Source organism: Kribbella pratensis (genome assembly GCF_004365355.1).
GTDB lineage: Bacteria > Actinomycetota > Actinomycetes > Propionibacteriales > Kribbellaceae > Kribbella.
Genome location: NZ_SODP01000001.1, coordinates 2,094,636 through 2,113,564 on the forward strand (window position 1 = coordinate 2,094,636; position 18,929 = coordinate 2,113,564).

Here is an 18,929-nt window from a genome sequence, read left to right on the forward strand (position 1 = left end):
GAGCCAAGGTGCAGATCGTGCTAGACCGAGTGCACTTCGGGCTACTCGCCGGCGACTGCCGGGCACAGGATCGGGGAACAGGCGAAACGTCCCGCCGACAATCAACCGAAGAATCACCCCGCTGTGTCAGCGCACCCAATGAATCGTTTCACTCGCGACTTGGAGCCTCATGTCGAACCTCGCCGCACCCACCGCCCTCCGCTTCGAGCATCGACCCGCACCCGCCGTCGGCATCGGTACCGCGACGCCCCGGATCTCCTGGCAGGTTCCGGCGGCCGACGCCGGCTACGCGCAGACGGCGTACGAGCTCGAGATCAGCACCGGCACGACGCAGGCGTTCACGGTCCAGTCGCCCGACCAGATCCTGGTCCCCTGGCCGGCCGAACCACTCGGCTCGCGTGAGTCGGCCCAGGTCCGCGTCCGCGTCCGCGGCGGGGGCGACGGGGATGACGCCGACGGCTGGAGTGAGTGGAGCGAGCCCGCGACCGTCGAGGCCGGTCTGCTCTCCGCGGACGACTGGACCGCGCGGTTCGTCAGCCCGCGGGAGAACCCGCACGGCTCCCCCGCTCCGCTGATCGCAGGCGTCTCGAACCTTCCGGAAGGCATCGTCAAGGCCCGCCTCTACGCGACGGCGTACGGGATCTACATCCCCGAGCTCAACGGGCAGCGCGTCGGCACCGAGGAACTGGCCCCCGGCTGGACGGCGTACCAGTACCGGCTGCGCTACCAGACGTACGACGTGACCGAGCTTGTCCAACCTGGTGAGAACAAGCTCGAGTTCCTCGTCGGCAACGCCTGGTACCGCGGCCGCATCGGCTTCATGCACCAGAAGCAGCTGTACGGCGAGCGTCTCGCCGTCCTCGCCCAGCTCGAGGTCACCACCGAGGACGGCCAGGTCCACACGTTCGGCAGCGACGGCTCCTGGACCTCTCGCGAGAGCAACGTGCTCGCCGACGACCTGTACGACGGCCAGACCACCGATCTCCGCAAGCAGCCCGGCGAACCGACACCGGTCGACGTACTCGACGCGGATCTGAACCTGCTCGTCGCTCCCGACGGGCCGCCGGTGCGGATCACCGACGTCCTGCCCGCGATCGAGATCACCAGCTCGCCGGCCGGCAAGACCCTCGTCGACTTCGGGCAGAACCTCGTCGGCCGCGTCCGGCTCAAGGTCCGCGGCGGCGCCGAGGGCGACGAGATCGTCGTACGCCACGCAGAGGTTCTCGAGGACGGCGAGCTCGGCGTCCGTCCGCTCCGCTCCGCCAAGGCGACCGACACCTACATCCTCGCGGGTCCGGAGGAGGTCGTCCTCGACTCCCCGCTCACCTTCCACGGCTTCCGGTACGCCGAAGTCACCGGTGTGGACGCTCTCGCGAAGGAGGATCTCGAGGCGATCGTCGTCGGGACCGACCTGCAGCGGACCGGTTGGTTCGAGTCGTCGAACGAGCTGCTGAACAAGTTCCACCAGAACGTCGTGTGGGGCATGCGCGGCAACTTCGTCGACGTACCGACCGACTGCCCGCAGCGTGACGAGCGGCTCGGGTGGACCGGCGACATCCAGGTCTTCTCCCCCAGCGCGAGCTTCCTGTTCGACACGGCCGGCTTCCTCACGAACTGGCTCGCCGACCTGTCGGCTGAGCAGCAGAAGGACGGCTCGGTGCCGTACGTCGTACCGGACGTACTGCGGCACGACGCTCCGGCCACCGCGGCGTGGGGTGACGCGGCAACGATCGTCCCGTGGGTGATCTACGAGCGCAGCGGCGACGCCGGAGTACTCGCGCGGCAGCTGCCGAGCATGCGCGCCTGGGTCGACAAGATGGCCGACCTGGCCGGCAGCGACCTGCTGTGGTCCGGCGGCTTCCAGTTCGGCGACTGGCTCGACCCGACAGCCCCGCCGGAGAACCCGTTCCGCGCCAAGGCCGACCCGGATGTGATCGCGACCGCTCACCTGGCCCGCTCGGCCGAGGTGGTCGGCAAGGCCGCGGAGGTCGTCGGGCAGACCGACCTGGCTCGTGAGTACACCGACCTGGCCGCGCGCGTGCGGCAGGCGTTCGCGACCGAGTACACGACCGATGGCGGCCGTGTATTGAGCGACGCGGCAACTACTTACGCGCTCGCGCTGCAGTGGGCGCTGCTGCCGACCGAGACGCAGCGGCAGCGGGCCGGCGAACGACTCGCCGACCTGGTTCGTACTTCGGGTTTCCGGATCAGTACCGGATTCGTCGGTACCCCGCTGATGGCCGACGCATTGGCCGATTCCGGACATCCTGACCTGGCCTACCGCCTTCTGCTACAGACAGGCTGCCCCTCTTGGCTGTACGCAGTGACGATGGGAGCCACGACGGTCTGGGAGCGCTGGGACAGCATGCTGCCCGACGGCAGCATCAACCCCGGCGAGATGACGTCGTTCAACCACTACGCGCTCGGTGCGGTCGCCGACTGGATGCACCGCCGGGTCGCCGGCCTCGCGGCGGCCGAGCCCGGCTACCGCACGATCGACGTCCGGCCGCTGTTCACCGAGCAGCTCACGAAGGCATCCGCCAAGCACCTCACGCCGTACGGCGAGGCGTCGGTCGCGTGGACCCGCGCCGACGGCCACGTCACGCTGTCGGTCACCGTGCCGGTCGGGTCCCGGGCCAAGGTCGACGTACCGGGGCAGGGTCTCGTCGAGGTCGGGCACGGTACGCACGAGTGGACCGCTGACGACCCGTACGCCGAACTGCCCGCCCTGTCCGCCGATGCAACCATCCGGCAACTGATGGACCACGAACCGACCTGGACCGCACTCGCGACGGCGGCCGCCGAGACCGGGGTCGTCACCGACGACGCCGAACTGGCCGCCCGCCTCGAGCGGTACCTCGACCAGCCGGCCGGCGGACTGGTCGAGGCGATCAGCCCCCGCGGATTCACCCCGAGCGCCGAGGCCCTGAAGGCCAAGCTCGAAGCCCTGCTCAACCACTGATCCCGATCACCCGACAAAACCCGACTCACCGCCCCGCTGCTTTGAACAACATCCTTTGGAGGTCAAGATGAGGTTCCGCCCAGGAACTAGTGGACTGGCGCTTCTCGCCGCCGGTTCGCTGGTACTCACCGCGTGCAGCGCGGGCAGTCTCGGATCGAGTAGTGACTCGGGCAGTAAGGGCTCGGTCGAGATCACCTACCTGATCGGCAACCAGGATCAGGACATCAAAGAGGCCAACCAGCTGATCAAGGACTTCACCGCGAAGAACCCTGGTATCACGATCAAGACCGAGACCCGGCCGGCCGGCACGGAGGGCGACAACATCGTCAAGACCCGGCTGTCGACCGGTGACATGCCTGATGTGTTCGGCTACAACACCGGGTCCCTGTTCCAGGCGATCGCGCCGCAGAAGAATCTGGTGTCGATCAGCGACCAGCCGTACATCGGCAACCTGGACGACAACTTCAAGAAGACCGTGACCGCCGACGGGCAGGTCTACGGCGTGCCCGTCGGCGGCTTCATGGGCGGCGCGGTGCTCTACAGCATCCCGGTGTACCAGAAGCTGGGCCTGAAGGTGCCGAAGACCTGGGCCGAGTTCATGGCCAACAACGCCAAGATCAAGGCCCAGGACCCCGGGGTCGCCCCGGTGATCCAGACGTACGGCGAGACCTGGACCTCGCAGCTGTTCGTCCTCGGCGACTTCCACAACGTCTCCGCCGTCGACCCGTCGTTCGCGGACGACTACACCGCGAACAAGGCGAAGTACGCGACCAACCCGGCTGCGCTGAAGGGCTTCGAGCACACCGAGGCGGTCCACGACGCCGGCTACGAGAACAAGGACTTCGCCTCGGCCAAGCTGCCGGACGGCCTGAAGATGCTTGCCACCGGCAAGGGTGCGCACTACCCGAACCTGTCCGGAGTGGTCGCGAACATGGTCGCCACCTACCCGGACGCGGCCAAGACCGTCGGTCTGTTCGCGCTGCCTGGTGACGACGCGAGCAAGAACGGCCTGACGCTGTGGACGCCGGGCGGGCTGTACATCCCGAAGACCACGACCGGCGACAAGCTGGACGCGGCGAAGAAGTTCCTCGCCTTCGTCGCCAGCCCGGACGGCTGTGCCTCGCAGACCACCGCCGGCGCACCGACCGGTCCGTACGCCGTGAAGGGCTGCACGCTCGGCAACGACGTACCGCAGGCGATCAAGGACATGCAGCCGTACCTGGACAAGCCGGGGGCGTCGAGCCTGGCGCTGGAGTTCCTCTCGCCGGTCAAGGGCCCGTCGCTCGAGCAGATCACCGTCGAGGTCGGCTCCGGCATCCGCAAGGCGAAGGACGGCGCCGCCCGGTACGACGAGGACGTCAAGAAGCAGGCGCAACAACTCGGTCTGGCAGGTTGGTGAGGTCCGTGACTGTGTCGATCACACAGGAGCGCACCAAGACCGCCCCGGTCACCTCGACGACCGGGGCCAAGGTCTACCGGCCCTATTCGAACTGGTTCTACCTGCCGACCGCCGTCATCTACGGCGTGCTGTTCCTGGTCCCGACGTTCGCCTCGCTCTACTTCAGCCTGACCCGGTGGAGCCTGTTCGAGTCGAAGTTCATCGGACTGGACAACTTCAAGCTGTTCTTCCAGGAGCCGGCGCTGGTCAAGGGCTTCACCAACACGCTGATCTACGCCGTCATCACGTCCGGGTCGAAGGTGGTGCTCGGGCTGCTGCTCGCGGTCCTGCTGACGTCGCAGATCGTTGCCCGCGGCTACCTCCGGTCGGTGGTGTTCTTCCCGGTGCTGGTCTCCACCATCGGCGTCGGCCTGACCTTCACCGTGCTGATGAACCCGGAGAAGGGCCTGATCAACGAGTCGCTCGGACTGCTCGGGATCAACGGTCCCGGCTGGCTGACCGATCCGAAATGGGCGCTGCTCTCGGTCGCCGCCGTCGATGTGTGGAAGGGCGTCGGTCTCGCCACCCTCATCTACATCGCCGGCATCGTCTCGATCCCGCGTGAGTACATCGAGGCCGCCCGGGTCGACGGCGCGACCTCCTGGCAGCAGTTCTGGCGGATCGTGCTGCCGCTGTCCCGGCCGGCCACCGTCACCGTCATCATCTTGTCGCTGATCGGCGGGCTGCGGTCCTTCGACCTGATCTGGGCGATGACCCGCGGCGGGCCGGGGTTCACCTCGGACGTGATCGCCTCGGTGATCTACAAGCAGTACCAGGCCGGGTTCTACGGCCTGTCGACCGCGGGCAACGTGGTGCTGTTCGTCACCGTCACCGCGATCATCCTGCCGTTGTCGTGGTTCCTCAACCGCAAGGAGGTGGACCTGTGAGCACCGCGGAGCTCGTCAACCACCGGCCGGCGCGCAAGTGGATCCTCAGCACGGTCGCGATCCTGGTCTCGATCGTGGTGTTCATCATCCCGTTCGCGTTCATCGTGCTCACCGCGGTGAAGGACCGGACCCAGTCCGCGGACCTGAGCTTCTCCTGGCCGCACCAGTTCCGGTTCGTGCAGAACTTCGTCGAGGTGATCAAGGCCCGCGACTTCATGCTGGTGATCGCCTTCATCAACAGCACGATCCTGACCGTGGCCAGCGTCACCGGGATGGTGGTGCTCGCGGCCATGGCCGGGTTCGTGCTGCAGCGGCGGAAGAGCCGCTGGAACGGGTTCATCAACTTCCTGGTACTGGCCGGGCTCATCATCCCGCCGGCCGTCGTACCGACGATCTGGGTGCTGCAGAAGCTCGGGCTGTTCAAGACCATGCCCGGACTGATCCTGATCGAGATCGCCTACGGGTTGTCGTTCTGCATCCTGTTGTTCCGGGCGTTCGTGGCGACGATCCCGCGGGAGCTCGACGAGGCCGCGATCATCGACGGCGCGGGGCCGTTGAAGTTGTTCTTCCGGGTCGTGTTCCCGCTGCTCAGATCGGTGATCGTGACGGTGGTCGTGGTGCAGTCGGTCAACGTGTTCAACGACTTCGTGAACCCGTTGTACTTCCTGCCCGGTGACAAGAACGCCACCGTGCAGCTGACGCTGTACAACTTCTCCAGTCAGTTCACGACGCAGTACAACCTGCTGTTCATGGACATCCTGCTGATCACGATCCCGCCGCTGATCATGTTCCTGTTCTTCAACCGGCAGATCGTGGCCGGTCTGACCTCCGGAGCGATCAAGGGGTAGCCGGCTTGCGGACGATGTGTGCCGCCTGCGCCTTGTCCTTCTCGCCGGGCATCGCCGCGCGCGTCAGGGTCGCCACCTCGGCGAACCCGGCGCCGGCGAGCAGCCCGGCGACGTCCGCGGGGTCGTAGCTGTAGACCTCGAGGTCCAGGTCGTGACCGTAGGCGTTGCTGAGGTGACGGCTGCCGCCGCCGACCTTGAAGCCGTGGACGAGGTAGCCGCCGGGCTGCAGCACGCGGTACAGCTCCGCGAACACCGCCGGCAGGTCCTCGCGGGGAGTGTGAACGAGCGAATACCACGCGAGGGCGCCGGCGAGCTCGCCGTCCTTCAGATCCAGATCGAACAGCGACCCGACCTCGAACCGCAGCTCCGGGTACTCGCGGCGCGCCACCTCGATCATCCCGGGCGTCAGGTCGACCCCGAACACGTCCAGACCGCGCCCGGCCAGGTACGTCGTGATCCGCCCGGTCCCGCACCCCAGGTCGCCGACCGGCCCACCCTCGACCAACTGGGCGAAGTAGTCGAGCGCACCCTGCTCGAACGGGTCCTGGCGGTGGTAGTCCCGCAGGATCGCGTGGTAGTCGGCAGCGGCAGTGTTGTATGACCCTTGGATGTCGTTCACGCGAGGACTCTAGAGAGCCCTTCGGACAGTTTCTGGTAGTCCGCGACCGAGTTGTAGGCGTGCGCCGACAACCGGATGAACTTGCGGTCCTCGAAGCCGGTGAACGTGATCTCGGCCTTCAGCTCGCGCGAGATCCGCATCTTCAGCGCGTCGCCGCCGGACAGGTCGACCGAGGACGGCAGCTCGACCAGGCGCATCGTCGTCGGCGGGTGGACGACCTCCGCGACACCGGTGCCCAGCGACTTCGCCACGATCCGCGCGCCCTCCTCGACCAGCGCGGTCAGCTGGGGACGCCGGGTCGGCCAGTCCAGGTCGGCCAGGACACGCAGCGACTCGGGCGCGGCGATCCACGGCACGTAGTCGTACGTGCCCTGCATGTCGAAACGCTCCGGCATCCGCTCGTCGTACTCCGACCAGGAGACGATCAGCGGCATCGTTGCCGTGCGCCACCGTTCCGCGACCACCAGCCCGGCGGTCGCGCGCGGCGCGGCCGGCCACTTGTGGAAGTTGCCGGTCCAGAAGTCGGCGCCCGAGGCGGCCGGCGCATCGATCAGCGCCGGGGCGTGCGCGCCGTCGACCACGATCGGTACGCCGTGCGCGTGCGCCGCCTCGACCAAGGCGTCGACCGGCAGCACCTTCGCCGTACCGGAGGTGATCTGGTCGACGATCAGCACGGAGGCGTTGTCGAGGCGTTCGGCGATCAGCGAGACCACGGTGTCGTCGTCGGCCTCGAGCGGGATGTGGACGATGACGATCTCGGCCTGGTGTGCCTTGGCGAACCGCTCGGCGGCGTACCGGACCGCGCCGTAGGTGTGGTCGGTGAGCACGATCCGGCTGCCTGCCGGGATCGGCAGCGTGGCGAGCGCGACGGTGACGCCGGCGCTCGCGTTCGGGACCAGGGCGAATCCGGCCGGGTCCGTCTCCAGGAACGCGGCCAGCGCCAGCCGGCTGGTGGTCAGCCGGTCGGCGACCGTGCGAAACCAGACCATCGGGTTGGCGTCCATCTCTATCCGGAGGGCGGCCATCACGTCCTGGGTCCGGCGCGGCACAGCGCCGTACGAACCGTGGTTGAGGTGGAGGACGCCCGGGTCGAGGGTCCACAGGTCGGGGCGGGGGCTGAGTACCGTCACCACCCAAACGGTACATACTTCCAGTCGTGTATCCCTACCTCGACCATGTCGGCCCGATCGCGATGGCTCATCGAGGCGGCGCGAAACACCCCGACAACATCGGCTTCGAGAACTCGCTGCACGCGTTCCAGAACGCGGTCGACCTCGGGTACACCTACCTCGAGACCGACCTGCACGCCACCAGCGACGGCGTGGTGATCGCGTTCCACGACGACAAGCTCGACCGAGTCACCGACCGGACCGGGGTGGTCGCGGAGCTGCCGTGGTCGGAGGTCAGCAAGGCCAAGATCAACGGCCACGAGCCGATCCCCCGCCTGGACGAATTGCTCGAGCACTTCCCGCAGATCCGGTTCAATCTCGACATCAAGGCCGAAGGCGGGCTGGAGCCGGCGGCCCGCGTGCTCACGGCCGCGAACGCGGTCGAGCGGGTCTGTGTCTCGTCGTTCTCCCAGTCCCGGGTACGCCGGATCCGCAAGCTGCTCGGTCCGCGGCTGTGCACGGGGTACGGCGAGTTCGAGATCGTGCCGATCCGGTTCCTCCCGTTCGCGCTGCCGTCGGCCGGCGCCTGCCTGCAGATCCCGCAGGCGTACGGACCGCTGCGGGTCCTCACGCCGGGGTTGATCCGACGAGCGCATGCCAGGGGCAAGCAAGTGCACGTCTGGACCGTCGACGATCCCGCGGAGATGCGGCGAATGCTCGATGCCGGGGTCGACGGCATCATCACCGACCGCACCGATCTGCTCAAGGACGTCCTGGTCGAACGGGGCCAGTGGCCATAACGGGCACTGAAGTGTTATCCGCGGGTACCCCGGATCGTCCCGCGAACCTGACACACTGCCGCGCATGGGACTTCTCTCCGCCCCGGCCGCGGTGGACAAGCGTGAGTACTGGGGGTTCAGCCTCTACGACTGGGCGAACTCCGGCTATGTCACCACGGTCGGCACCGTCCTGTTCGCGCCGTACCTGACCTCGGTCGCGGAGACCGCCGCCTGCGGGTACTCCGGGACGACGGACCACCCGTGCCGCACCAACCTCGACGTACTCGGGCTCGGGATCTCCCCCGGATCGCTCGCGTTCTACGTCGTGACCGTGGCGACGCTGGTGTCGGCGCTGTTCCTGCCGGTGGTCGGCGCGATCGCGGACCGGATGGCCCGCAAGAAGCTGCTGATGTGCGCGTTCGCGTGGGCCGGTGCGCTGGCGGCCTGCTGCATGGTGTTCGTCGGCGGCGGCCGCTGGGGACTCGGTGCGCTGCTGCTGTTCATCGGCAATCTGTGCCTGGGCTCGTCGTTGGTCGTGTACGACTCGATCCTGATCGACATCGCACCACCGGATCAGCGCGACGCGGTCTCGTCCCGTGCCTGGGCGTTCGGGTACGCCGGCGGGTTCATCCTGCTCCTCGTCAACCTGGCCGTGGTCACGGCGCACGACGCACTCGGGATGAGTCAGGGCACTGCGGTGCGCCTGAGTCTGCTCAGCGCGGGGCTGTGGTGGGGCCTGTTCACGTTCTTCCCGTTCCTGCGGCTACGAGATCGTCCACCGACCAGCGTCGTACAGGTCCGCAGCGGCAGCCTGGTGCGGCAGAGCTTCGGTCAGCTTGCGGCGACGCTGAAGCACCTGCGCAGCTATCCGATGACGATGCTGTTCCTGATCGCGTACCTGTTCTTCAACGACGGCATCCAGACGGTCATTTCGGTCTCCTCGACGTATGGCGAGAAGCAGCTCGGGTTCGAGACGCAGGTGCTGATCGCGACGATCCTGATGGTGCAGTTCGTGGCGTTCTTCGGCGCGATCGTGTTCGGGCGGGTGGCGGCGCGGTACGGCGCTCATCGCACGATCACCGGCGGGCTGGTGATCTGGATGCTGATCGTGATCGCCGGGTTCTTGTTGCCGGCGCATCAGATCGTGCCGTTCCTTGCGATGGGTGCGGCGATCGGGATCGTGCTGGGCGGGACGCAGGCGCTGTCGCGGTCCGCGTTCAGCCAGCTGATCCCGAAGGGCCGCGAGGCGGAGTACTTCTCGCTGTATCAGGCAGGCGAGCGCGGTACGTCGTGGCTGGGCACGCTGGTCTTCGGTCTGGTCCACCAGATCACCGGGTCCTACCGCCCGGCGATCGTGGCGCTCGGCCTGTTCTTCGTGATCGGCCTGGTGCTGCTGGTCCGCGTCGACATGCGTCGCGGCATCACCGAGGCAGGCAACGCTCAGCCGAGCATCGTCTAGACCACCGAGGCCACGAAGGCCCGTACTTCGTCGGTTGTCGGACGGACGCCCGTGCGGTCCGCGAAGAGCAGGTGGGCGGAGCCGATGAGCGTGAGGCCGAGGGAGTTCAGGTCGGCGTCGGCGCGAATCCGGCCGAGGTCCTGCTCTGCGGTCAGGTAGTCGAGGATGATGCGACCGGCATCGGTGAGGATCGGTACGCCGGTCGGCACGGCTTCCCGGAGCCGGGCCCGCAGGCCGTCGCGCGAGATCGTCAGACTCACGATCGCCACCGCGACCGAGCCGAAGAGGTCGGTCAGCATCGTCGTCAGGTTGTCGACGACAGTCCCCTGCCCAACGGCGTTCCGCAGTGCCTGCGCCTGGTCGTCGAGGCGGCGGATCCGGTCCAGGACGAGCTCGGCGAGAAAACCGTCGAAGTCGGTGAAGTGCTTGTGCAGGACGCCCTTCGCGCACCCGGCCTCGGTCGTCACCGCGCGGCTGGTCAGCGCCTCGGGGCCGTCGCGCAGCAACACCCGCTCCGCGGCGTCGAACAACTGCTCCCGCGCATCCCGCATCGCCACACCGGTCGGCAACTCGTCTCCCTTGACATAAGTGGGCACTCGCCCACTACCGTGGGCGCATGCCCACTCTACCCTCAGAACCATCGCAGGAGCGGTCACAGGAGCCGCCTGCCGCACCCGAGGCGCCCGACGGGCGCGATCCGCATCGGCACCGGGAGATGGCTGAGTCGTTCGGGGCCGATCCGGGGCTGTACGACCGAGCCCGGCCTCGCTACCCCGACGCTCTGATCGAGGCGGTTGTTGCTTCCTCGGCCGGCCCCTCGCTGCTCGACGTCGGGTGTGGGACGGGGATCGCCGCGCGGCAGTTCCAGGCCGCCGGTTGCCAGGTGCTCGGCGTCGAGGTGGACGAGCGCATGGCCGCGTTCGCCCGCCGTACCGGTGTCGAGGTCGAGGTGTCGTCGTTCGAGAGCTGGGATCCGGCCGGTCGCACGTTCGACGCTCTCGTCGCGGGTATGACTTGGCATTGGATCGACCCGAGTGCTGGCGCCGCGAAGGCAGCCGAGGTTCTCAAGCCAGGCGGCCGGTTCGCGGTCTTCTGGTCCGTGCTGCAGCCGCCGCCCGAGCTAGGCGCCGCCTTCGCCGCGGTCCACCGCGACGTGCTTCCCGACAGTCCGGTCAACTCTCGGGTCGCCGCCTCGCCACTTGGCGCCTACGAGCATTTCCTCGACCGCGCCGCCGACAGCCTGACCGCGATCGGTGCCTTCAGAGACCTCGAGCGGCCGACGTACCCCTGGAGTCGCGTCTACACCCGCGACGAATGGCTCGACCAACTTCGTACGAGCGGAATCGCCAAACCCCTCGCCGACGCCGGCAAACTCGACGAGATGCTCGTCCGGACCGGAGCTGCCATCGACGCTGCAGGCGGCAGTTTCACCCTCGACTCCACGGCCGTCGCCCTGACCGCGACCCGCAACTGAGCGCGGACGTGCGCCCGGCCGGGGTGCTGGCCGGGCGCACGGACTGTGGTGGTTCCCAGGCGGTCCTCAGCCGGATCCCCAGGCCATCACAACGTGTCGCGTCCGCTGGGCGCCGCGCTTACGCACGTGCCGCGACCGCGATTGTGGTGGCTTGGGGATCCTCAGCGCGACGAGGGCGTCGCGCCCGGGTTGCGGAAGCCGCCGCCGAAGCCGCCGAAGCCGCCTTGGCGGACGCTGTTCGCGGTGATGGTTCCGTTCGCGTTCTGGCCGGTGACGACGACCTGCTCGCCGGTCTTGAGATCGGCAGCGGTCCCCTTGGAGGTGATCTCGTAGGTCGTGTCGCCGTTGAGCTTCACGGTGACGTTGCCGCTCTGCGTCTTCACGACCAGCTCGGAACTGTTCGCCGAGACGACGGTGCCGACGGTGCCGCCACCACCCGGGAACTGCCGCTGGCCCTGTCCGTTGCCCTGCCCGTTCTGGCCGGCGCCTCCCCCGCCGTTCTGCCCGCGGAATCCGCCGTACCCGCCGGCACCACGCCCGGCCTGCGGCTGGTTCGAGGAGCTGTCGGAAGCGAACGCCGCATGCAGGCCGGCCCCACCGGCGAGGCCGACGGCGAGTACGACGACGCCGGCCAGGATCGCCGTCGCCAGCGGCAGTGCGAGCGTCTTCTTCGGCTTCAACGCCGCGTCGACCTCCTCGTCGGACCCGATCTGGGCGAACTCGTCGGGCGTCTGGTTGCTCATGCAAGAACCTTCATTCGTGTCGTAGTGCGTCGATGGGACGGAGTCCGGCGGCTCGGTGCGCCGGCATGCTGCCGAAGAACAGGCCGACCGCCGCGGACACGCCGAGCGCGAGTCCGATCGACGACGGCACCAGCGCCGGCTGCACACCGGCCAGCTGGAAGCGGGTGACGATCAGCGCGACCCCGACGCCGACCGCGCCGCCGAGCAGGCTGAGCAGCGTCGCCTCGATCAGGAACTGCCCGAGGATCGTGCGCCGCCGGGCACCGAGCGCCTTCCGGATCCCGATCTCGCGGGTCCGCTCGGTGACCGTGACCAGCATGATGTTCGTGACGCCGATCCCGCCGACGACCAGGCTGATCGCGGCGACCGTCGCCAGCAGCGCGGTGAACGTCGCAGCGGTGTCCTGGCTAGTCTGCAGGATCTGCGCCGAGTTCGTGATCCGGAACGGCGACGTCTGATCCGCCGGCACCTGGTGGCGAGCGGTCAGCAACTGCGTGACCTCCGCCTGTGCGGTGTCGACCCGATCGGTGGCCTTGGCCTGGACGACGATCTGGCTGAGTGCGCCGTACCCCGCCTGGGTCGCGCGGAGCGTGCTGATCGGCACGATCGCGATCGCGTTCGGGTCGTTGAACCCGGTGCTGTCCTTGCTGGCCAGCACCCCGCGGACGACGAAGTCCACGGCGCCGAGCTTGATCGTCTGGCCGACGGCGCTCGCCGGCCGGGTGAACAACTCGGTCGCGGTCGTCTGCCCGAGCAGGATGACGCGCTGCGACGTGTCGACGTCCTCCTGGGTGAAAGATGTCCCGATCCCGACCGGCGTGTTGGTGGCCGGCAGGTACGCCGGCGTCGTACCGATCACCTGGTTGACGGTGTAGCTGGTGTCGCCGTTGGTCGCCGTACTCCCGCTGCTCGTCATCACCGGGGCGACCGAGGAGACATCCGGGGCAAGGCGCGCGTCGGCCAACGCGGCCGCATCGTCGAGGGTCAGGCTGTACTGCTGGGACGCCGGTCCGGCCTGGCCACGCTGGAAGCCGCCACCGCCGCCAGTCGTGGAGACCGTGAGCAGGTTGGTACCCATCGCCTCCAGCCGCGCCTGCACGGCCTTGCCCGACCCGTTGCCGACAGCAACCAGCACGATGACCGCGCCGACCCCGATCGACACGCCGAGCACGGTCAGCAGGGACCTGAGTTTGTTCGCCGTGAGGCCGCGGAGTGCGGCGCCCATCAGGTCGCGTGGTGACATCAGCGCGTCACCTCGTCGGAGACGATGCGGCCGTCGGCGACCTGCACCAACCGCCGGGCGCGAGCGGCGACGTCGTGCTCGTGGGTGATCACGATGATCGTCCGGCCGTCGGCGTGCAGGCCGTCGAACATGCCCAGCACCTCGTCGGTCGAGTGCGCGTCCAGGTTGCCGGTCGGCTCGTCGGCGAGCAGGATCCGCGGACCCGTCGCGAGCGCCCGGGCGATCGCGACCCGCTGCTGCTGACCGCCGGACAGCTGGTTCGGCCGGTGCCCGGTGCGGTCCGCGAGACCGACGAGCTCCAGCGCGCGGTTGGCCCGCCGGCGGCGCTCGGCCCTGCGCAGGTGTGCGTAGGTCAGCGGCAGTTCGACGTTCGCCAGGGCGCTGGTCCGCGGGATCAGGTTGAACGACTGGAAGATGAACCCGATCTTGCGGCCGCGGACCAGTGCCTGCTGGTCCTCGCTCAGCCGGGCGACGTCGCTGCCGTCCAGCCAGTACTCGCCGCGCGACGGCACGTCGAGGCAGCCGAGGATGTTCATCAACGTGGACTTGCCGGATCCGGAGGAGCCCATCACCGCGACGTACTCCCCGGCGTGGACGCGCAGCGACACACCCTGGAGAGCGTGTACTGCGGTCTCACCGTGGCCGTAGGTCTTGGTGACGTCCCGGATGTCGATCAGGGCGTCAGCGGCCACGGAAGCCACCGCCACCCGCACCGCCGGCACCAGCACCGCCTCCGCCGCCACCGAAGCCGGCCGGGAACTGTCCGGTGCCGCCACCCAGCCCCTGCCGGCCCTGGCCGTTCTGGGTGCCGGTGTTCCCGATCGCGCCCTGCAACAGCTCGATCTGGTCGCCCTCGTTCAGGCCCGACGTGATCTGGGTGAAGCTGCCACCGCGTACGCCGACCTTCACCTCCCGCGTCCCGCTGCCGTCAGCCATCGTCACGGTGTACGTCGTACCGCTCGTGGCGATCGCCGTACTCGGGACGTAGAGGGCATTGGCGGCCTTCGCGGTCTGGACCGTGACGTTCGCGGTCTGGCCGATCCGGGCGTTCGCGGGGAGCTTGGCGAGGCTGAAGGTGGCCGAGTACGACACGACGCCGTTGGTCGTGGTCGGGGTCGGCGACACCGACGCCAGCGACGCGGTGAGCGTCGTACCGGGCTCGGCGTTCAGGGTCACGGTCGCGGACTGGCCGGCCTTGATCTTGACCGCGTCCGCCTCGGCGAACGCGGCGATGACCTGGAGGGCCTTCAGGTCGGCGATGTCGACGAAGCCGGTGCCGGACGCGGACGAAGTGCTCGAGCTTGACCCTGTACCTGAGGTTGAGCCTTGACCGCCGCTGCTACCGCTCCCCGAGGCACTGCCTGAACCCGAGCTCGACCCGCCGGTGACCGAGCCGACCGCGCCGTTGATGGCTGTGATGGTGCCGGCGATCGGCGCCTTCAGCGTGGTCGCGTCGACCGCTGCCTGGGCGGCCTCGACGTTCTGGTCGGCCTGTTCCTTGTCCGCCTTCGCCTTCGCCAGGCTCGCCTCGGCGTTGCTGACGGCAACTTGCGGACTCTGACCCTGACCTTGACCTTGAGACTGGGACTGCTGCTGTTGCTGTTGACCGTTAGTCGCGGTCGGAGTCGGCGACGGGGAGGCGGAGGCCTCCTCGGCGGCGTCGAGCGCGTCCTCGGCCTCGCTCAGTGTCTCGTCGGCCGCGCTGACCGAGTTCTCCGCGGCGATCTGGTTCTGCTGGGCGATCACGAGCTGGCGATTGGCGTCCGACGGGTCGATCTTCGCGATCGCGGCCCCCTTGGCCACCACCTGACCGACCTTGACCAGGACCTGGGTGACCGTGCCCGAGGTCTCGAACTGCGGCGACGCCGTCTGCGAGCTCTGCAGAGTGCCACTGGAGCTGACGCTCGCGGTGACCTCTCCGCGCTGGACCGCCACCGTGGGCCGGGTCGCGCTGGCAGCCGGCGGATCCTTCTTGAAGAACAGGAAGTAGGCGGTGATGGCGATGACGAGCACGATGGCGACCAGCGCCACGTTCACGAAACTGAGGCCACGGAGCTTGTGGCGGGGTAGCACCATGGATGCAGACGTTAAGGACAGATGCTGAGGAGGAGATCCTCGATTCCTGGCAACCGGCTGTGAACCGGATATCGATTTGGTGCGTCGTACGTCGGGCGGTTCGCGACACACCGTGATCTGTGAACACCTGACGACAGCCGGTCACAACGGCAGCATCACGGGCCGTCAGGTGCGTACATATGGCTCGGACATGCCAAAATGGGAATGATCCGGGCCGGCCGACCGTTGGCACGGATGACGATCTCGGAGGTTTGACATGTCTAATCGCGTACTGCGTGGTTCGGGGCTGGGTGGGGTCAGCTTCGAGGATGACCGTGGTGTTGAGTTCGCTCCCCGCCAGATGATCACGTACGACTGCCCCCGCGGCCACGTGGTCGAGGTCACCATGGCGCACGACGCCGAGGTGCCCGCGGTCTGGGAGTGCCCCCACTGCGGCAGCGAGGCCGCCCGGTCCACCGGTGAGAAGCCGGAGCCGAAGCAGGAGAAGCCGGCCCGTACGCACTGGGACATGCTGCGCGAGCGCCGGAGCATCTCGGAGCTCGAGGAGCTGCTGGCCGAGCGGGTCGAGTTGCTCCGCAAGGGCGAGATCGGCCCGGCGCACCTGCACCGGACCAAGCGCACGGCCTGACCCGATGTGAGAGCCCTCACCGCAACGGCGCGGTGAGGGCTTCTTTCTGCTCCGATTTGCCTAAAGCCTTTAGGTAATTTCATAATGAGTTATGGCAAGAGCAGGGTTGACCGGTGAGCGGCTGGCACAAGCGGGCGCCGAGCTGGCCGACGAGGTCGGCTTCGACCAGGTCACCGTGTCCGCGCTCGCGCGGCAGTTCGGCGTACAGGTCGCCAGCCTCTACTCGCACGTTCGCAGCTCCGCCGACCTCAAGGCGCGGATCGCCACCGTCGCCCTCACCGAGCTTGCCGACCAGGCCGCCACTGCCGTAGCGGGCCGAGCTGGTCGCGATGCACTGTCCGTCCTGGCCGACGTCTACCGCGACTACGCCCGTAAACACCCGGGCCGGTACGCCGCAACCCGCTTCGTGCCGGGTAGCCCGACTCCTGAGCAGGTCGAAGCCGGGCGAAGGCATTCGGAGCTCGTCCGGGCCGTCCTGCGCGGATACGACCTCGACGAGCCCGCCCAGACAGACGCAGTGCGCCTGCTGGGGAGCACCATCCACGGCTACATCCAACTCGAGTCAGCCGGCACGTTCGCCTTCACCGAGCCGAGCTCCGACGACAGTTGGCCACGCATCATCGACGCCCTCGACACCCTCCTTCGCAGCTGGAGCTGACCTTGATCACCACCCCCATCACCATCGACCTGCTCCGCGGCGCGCTCGAGCTCGAAACGACCGGTCGCGGTGTGCTGCCCCACCGCCTCCCCGCCTGGGCACGCGCGCAGTACGACGACGCCCAGATGACGATGGTCGAGGCCCAGCCCTCCGGTGGCCGCCTCGTCTTCTCCACCCGGGCGACGGTCGTCGAACTCGACACGCTGCCCACGAAGCGCGATTACACCGGCGCTCCCCCGCGCCCGGACGGTGTGTACGACGTACTCGTCGACGGCCGGCTGGTCACCCAGCTGACCGCAACGGGCGGCGACGTCATCACGATCGACCTGATGACCGGCTCCACCGAGACCCGTGAGGGCACCCCGCAGACCCTGCACATCGCGGGACTGTCCGCAGCGGCGAAGACCGTCGAGATCTGGCTGCCGCACGACGAGACCACCGAACTCGTTGCCCTGCGCACCGACGCGCCGGTCGAGCCGGTCCCGGCCGCGGGCCGCGTCTGGCTGCACCACGGCAGCTCGATCAGCCACGGCTCGAACGCGACTCATCCGACCGGCACCTGGCCGGCCCTCGCCGCGGCCCAGGCCGGGGTGGAGCTGGTCAACCTGGGCTTCGGCGGCAGCGCGTTCCTCCAGCCATTCATCGCCCGGACGATCCGCGACACGCCCGCCGATCTGATCAGCGTCAAGCTCGGCATCAACATCGTGAACGCGGACAACCTCCGCCTCCGCTCGTTCACACCCGCCGTCCACGGCTTCCTCGACACCATCCGCGACGGCCACCCCGACACACCGCTCCTGGTCGTCTCCCCCATCCTCTGCCCGATCCACGAGGACACTCCGGGCCCGACCGGTTGGGATCTGTCCGCGCTGGCCGCCGGCGAACTCCGCTTCGTTGCCACCGGCAACCCTGACGAGATCCCGGCCGGCAAACTGACCCTGTCGGTCATCCGCGCCGAACTCGCCCGCATCACCGCCCAGCGCGCCGCCTCAGACCCCAACCTCCACTACCTCGACGGCCGCACGCTGTACGGCGAAGCCGACAACGCCGAGCACCCCCTTTCCGACGATCTGCATCCCGGCCCGGAGACCCACGAGAGCATGGCGGCTCGCTTCACCGAGCACGTCTTCAAGGACGCGTTCAGCGACTGACTGTGGCGATCGCCTGGACGGCGCGGACCCGGCCGTCGGTCAGGGCCTCGGTCAGGTGCGTCACGCGCTCGCGGAACGTCGGAACGAACGCGTGCAGCCCGAGCGGGCTCGGTGGCTGAGACTGGATCATCCGCATCATGGAGCCAACCTGGTCGGTGAGATCTGCCCAGTGCGTGAAGGTGAAGCCGGCTCCCTCGATCTCGGTGCGTACGACGCTCGGCGGGACGAGGAAGCTGTGATCACTGTCGTCCGCCCAAGGCAGGGGGTAGTCGAGCTCACGGCCGTCGCCGGCCATGATGTCCCAGAGCGCGAGCCGCCCGCCGTCCCGTAGTACCCGGTTGGCCTCTTGGTAGAGCAGGTCCTTGCGCGACACGTTCATCTGCACATGCTGGCTGAACACGACGTCGACGGACCCGTCATCCAGTGGCAGCGAGGTCACGTCTCCCTGCCGTACGACGATCTTGTCGTCCAGGCCGACGAGCCGGTTGAGCCAGTGGGCGGTCTCGCAGTACTCGTCGGACAGGTCTACTGCGGTCACCGCGCACCCGAACCGGTCCGCCAGGTATCGCGCCGTACCGCCGATACCCGAGCCGTCGTCGAGCACCTCGCTGTCCGGCGTCAGCTCGAGCAGGTCCACTAGCTGGACGGTCGCCAGCCGACCGCCGGTGTGGTAGTCCTCGACCAGCGCGAGATCGGCTGGCTTCAGCCCGTCCAGATCCTTGCCCGCAGCAACCAGAGCTGCGGTGATGCCGTCCCGCACTCTGCCGGTCGCGTACTGCGCGGGAACGGTTGAGTCGTTCATACCAATGCCTCCTTGAGTAATGTATGGCGATCCGGCAGCACGGTGCTGCGCAT

At 68.3% G+C, this 18,929-nt stretch carries 18 protein-coding genes; 10 read left to right on the top strand and 8 right to left on the bottom strand.

All coding sequences use genetic code 11. The features are described 5' to 3' along the window. Positions 1-169: 169 nt before the first annotated feature. From EV653_RS09970 to EV653_RS09985, 4 genes are all read left to right on the top strand, one after another. Positions 170-2,962, top strand: coding sequence for an alpha-L-rhamnosidase (locus EV653_RS09970; protein WP_134100565.1), 2,793 nt, complete (start codon positions 170-172; stop codon positions 2,960-2,962). 67 nt (positions 2,963-3,029) lie between these two features. Continuing rightward, positions 3,030-4,361, top strand: a complete 1,332-nt coding sequence (locus tag EV653_RS09975) for an ABC transporter substrate-binding protein (protein ID WP_134100568.1) — start codon at positions 3,030-3,032, stop codon at positions 4,359-4,361. A gap of 11 nt (positions 4,362-4,372) precedes the next feature. Then, positions 4,373-5,287: a carbohydrate ABC transporter permease gene (locus EV653_RS09980; RefSeq protein WP_134100570.1), complete on the top strand. Its 915-nt coding sequence runs from the start codon at positions 4,373-4,375 to the stop codon at positions 5,285-5,287. After that, a complete protein-coding gene (locus EV653_RS09985) occupies positions 5,284-6,135 on the top strand; it encodes a carbohydrate ABC transporter permease (protein ID WP_134100573.1) in 852 nt (283 codons plus the stop codon). The genes EV653_RS09980 and EV653_RS09985 overlap by 4 nt, the downstream gene beginning before the upstream one ends. Here the strand turns inward: EV653_RS09985 and EV653_RS09990 are convergent. Together EV653_RS09990 and EV653_RS09995 are read right to left on the bottom strand one after the other, a co-directional pair. Further along, complete coding sequence (locus tag EV653_RS09990; protein ID WP_134100576.1) at positions 6,125-6,754, bottom strand: class I SAM-dependent methyltransferase; 630 nt, start codon at positions 6,752-6,754, stop codon at positions 6,125-6,127. The two genes, EV653_RS09985 and EV653_RS09990, sit on opposite strands and share 11 nt — an antisense overlap. Next, complete coding sequence (locus tag EV653_RS09995) at positions 6,751-7,884, bottom strand: aminotransferase class V-fold PLP-dependent enzyme (RefSeq protein WP_238159657.1); 1,134 nt, start codon at positions 7,882-7,884, stop codon at positions 6,751-6,753. The genes EV653_RS09990 and EV653_RS09995 overlap by 4 nt, the downstream gene beginning before the upstream one ends. Positions 7,885-7,910: 26 nt before the next feature. On the opposite strand from EV653_RS09995, the gene EV653_RS10000 reads away from it, so the two are divergent. Together EV653_RS10000 and EV653_RS10005 are read left to right on the top strand one after the other, a co-directional pair. Continuing rightward, complete coding sequence (locus EV653_RS10000; RefSeq protein WP_202871529.1) at positions 7,911-8,663, top strand: glycerophosphodiester phosphodiesterase; 753 nt, start codon at positions 7,911-7,913, stop codon at positions 8,661-8,663. Between the two features lie 64 nt (positions 8,664-8,727). Then, positions 8,728-10,101 (top strand): MFS transporter, encoded by a 1,374-nt coding sequence (locus tag EV653_RS10005; RefSeq protein ID WP_134100581.1) that lies wholly within the window; start codon positions 8,728-8,730, stop codon positions 10,099-10,101. Here the strand turns inward: EV653_RS10005 and EV653_RS10010 are convergent. Next, positions 10,098-10,697 (bottom strand): TetR/AcrR family transcriptional regulator, encoded by a 600-nt coding sequence (locus EV653_RS10010; RefSeq protein ID WP_238159658.1) that lies wholly within the window; start codon positions 10,695-10,697, stop codon positions 10,098-10,100. The two genes, EV653_RS10005 and EV653_RS10010, sit on opposite strands and share 4 nt — an antisense overlap. A gap of 20 nt (positions 10,698-10,717) precedes the next feature. On the opposite strand from EV653_RS10010, the gene EV653_RS10015 reads away from it, so the two are divergent. Beyond that, positions 10,718-11,575, top strand: coding sequence for a class I SAM-dependent methyltransferase (locus EV653_RS10015; RefSeq protein ID WP_202871530.1), 858 nt, complete (start codon positions 10,718-10,720; stop codon positions 11,573-11,575). Between the two features lie 161 nt (positions 11,576-11,736). On the opposite strand, the gene EV653_RS10020 is transcribed toward EV653_RS10015, so the two are convergent. Genes EV653_RS10020 through EV653_RS10035 form a run of 4 tightly spaced genes read right to left on the bottom strand, consistent with a single transcriptional unit; the run spans position 11,737 to position 15,637 of the window. Beyond that, on the bottom strand, positions 11,737-12,318 hold the full coding sequence (locus EV653_RS10020) for a hypothetical protein (RefSeq protein WP_134100584.1): 582 nt from the start codon (positions 12,316-12,318) through the stop codon (positions 11,737-11,739). Between the two features lie 10 nt (positions 12,319-12,328). Further along, positions 12,329-13,561 (bottom strand): ABC transporter permease, encoded by a 1,233-nt coding sequence (locus tag EV653_RS10025; RefSeq protein WP_134100587.1) that lies wholly within the window; start codon positions 13,559-13,561, stop codon positions 12,329-12,331. Further along, positions 13,561-14,253 (bottom strand): ABC transporter ATP-binding protein, encoded by a 693-nt coding sequence (locus EV653_RS10030; RefSeq protein WP_134100589.1) that lies wholly within the window; start codon positions 14,251-14,253, stop codon positions 13,561-13,563. The genes EV653_RS10025 and EV653_RS10030 overlap by 1 nt, the downstream gene beginning before the upstream one ends. Beyond that, positions 14,243-15,637, bottom strand: coding sequence for an efflux RND transporter periplasmic adaptor subunit (locus EV653_RS10035; protein ID WP_134100592.1), 1,395 nt, complete (start codon positions 15,635-15,637; stop codon positions 14,243-14,245). The genes EV653_RS10030 and EV653_RS10035 overlap by 11 nt, the downstream gene beginning before the upstream one ends. A gap of 256 nt (positions 15,638-15,893) precedes the next feature. Between EV653_RS10035 and EV653_RS10040 the strand changes: the two genes are divergently transcribed. From EV653_RS10040 to EV653_RS10050, 3 genes are all read left to right on the top strand, one after another. Beyond that, positions 15,894-16,265 carry an RNA polymerase-binding protein RbpA gene (locus EV653_RS10040; RefSeq protein WP_130448290.1) on the top strand — a complete coding sequence of 124 codons (372 nt, stop codon included), beginning with the start codon at positions 15,894-15,896 and terminating at the stop codon, positions 16,263-16,265. 91 nt (positions 16,266-16,356) lie between these two features. After that, positions 16,357-16,923: a TetR/AcrR family transcriptional regulator gene (locus EV653_RS10045; protein ID WP_134100594.1), complete on the top strand. Its 567-nt coding sequence runs from the start codon at positions 16,357-16,359 to the stop codon at positions 16,921-16,923. A gap of 2 nt (positions 16,924-16,925) precedes the next feature. Then, positions 16,926-18,074 carry a GDSL-type esterase/lipase family protein gene (locus EV653_RS10050; RefSeq protein WP_238159659.1) on the top strand — a complete coding sequence of 383 codons (1,149 nt, stop codon included), beginning with the start codon at positions 16,926-16,928 and terminating at the stop codon, positions 18,072-18,074. Here EV653_RS10050 and EV653_RS10055 read toward each other — a convergent pair. Then, positions 18,064-18,876: a class I SAM-dependent methyltransferase gene (locus tag EV653_RS10055; protein ID WP_134100597.1), complete on the bottom strand. Its 813-nt coding sequence runs from the start codon at positions 18,874-18,876 to the stop codon at positions 18,064-18,066. The genes EV653_RS10050 and EV653_RS10055 overlap by 11 nt on opposite strands. Positions 18,877-18,929: the final 53 nt, after the last annotated feature.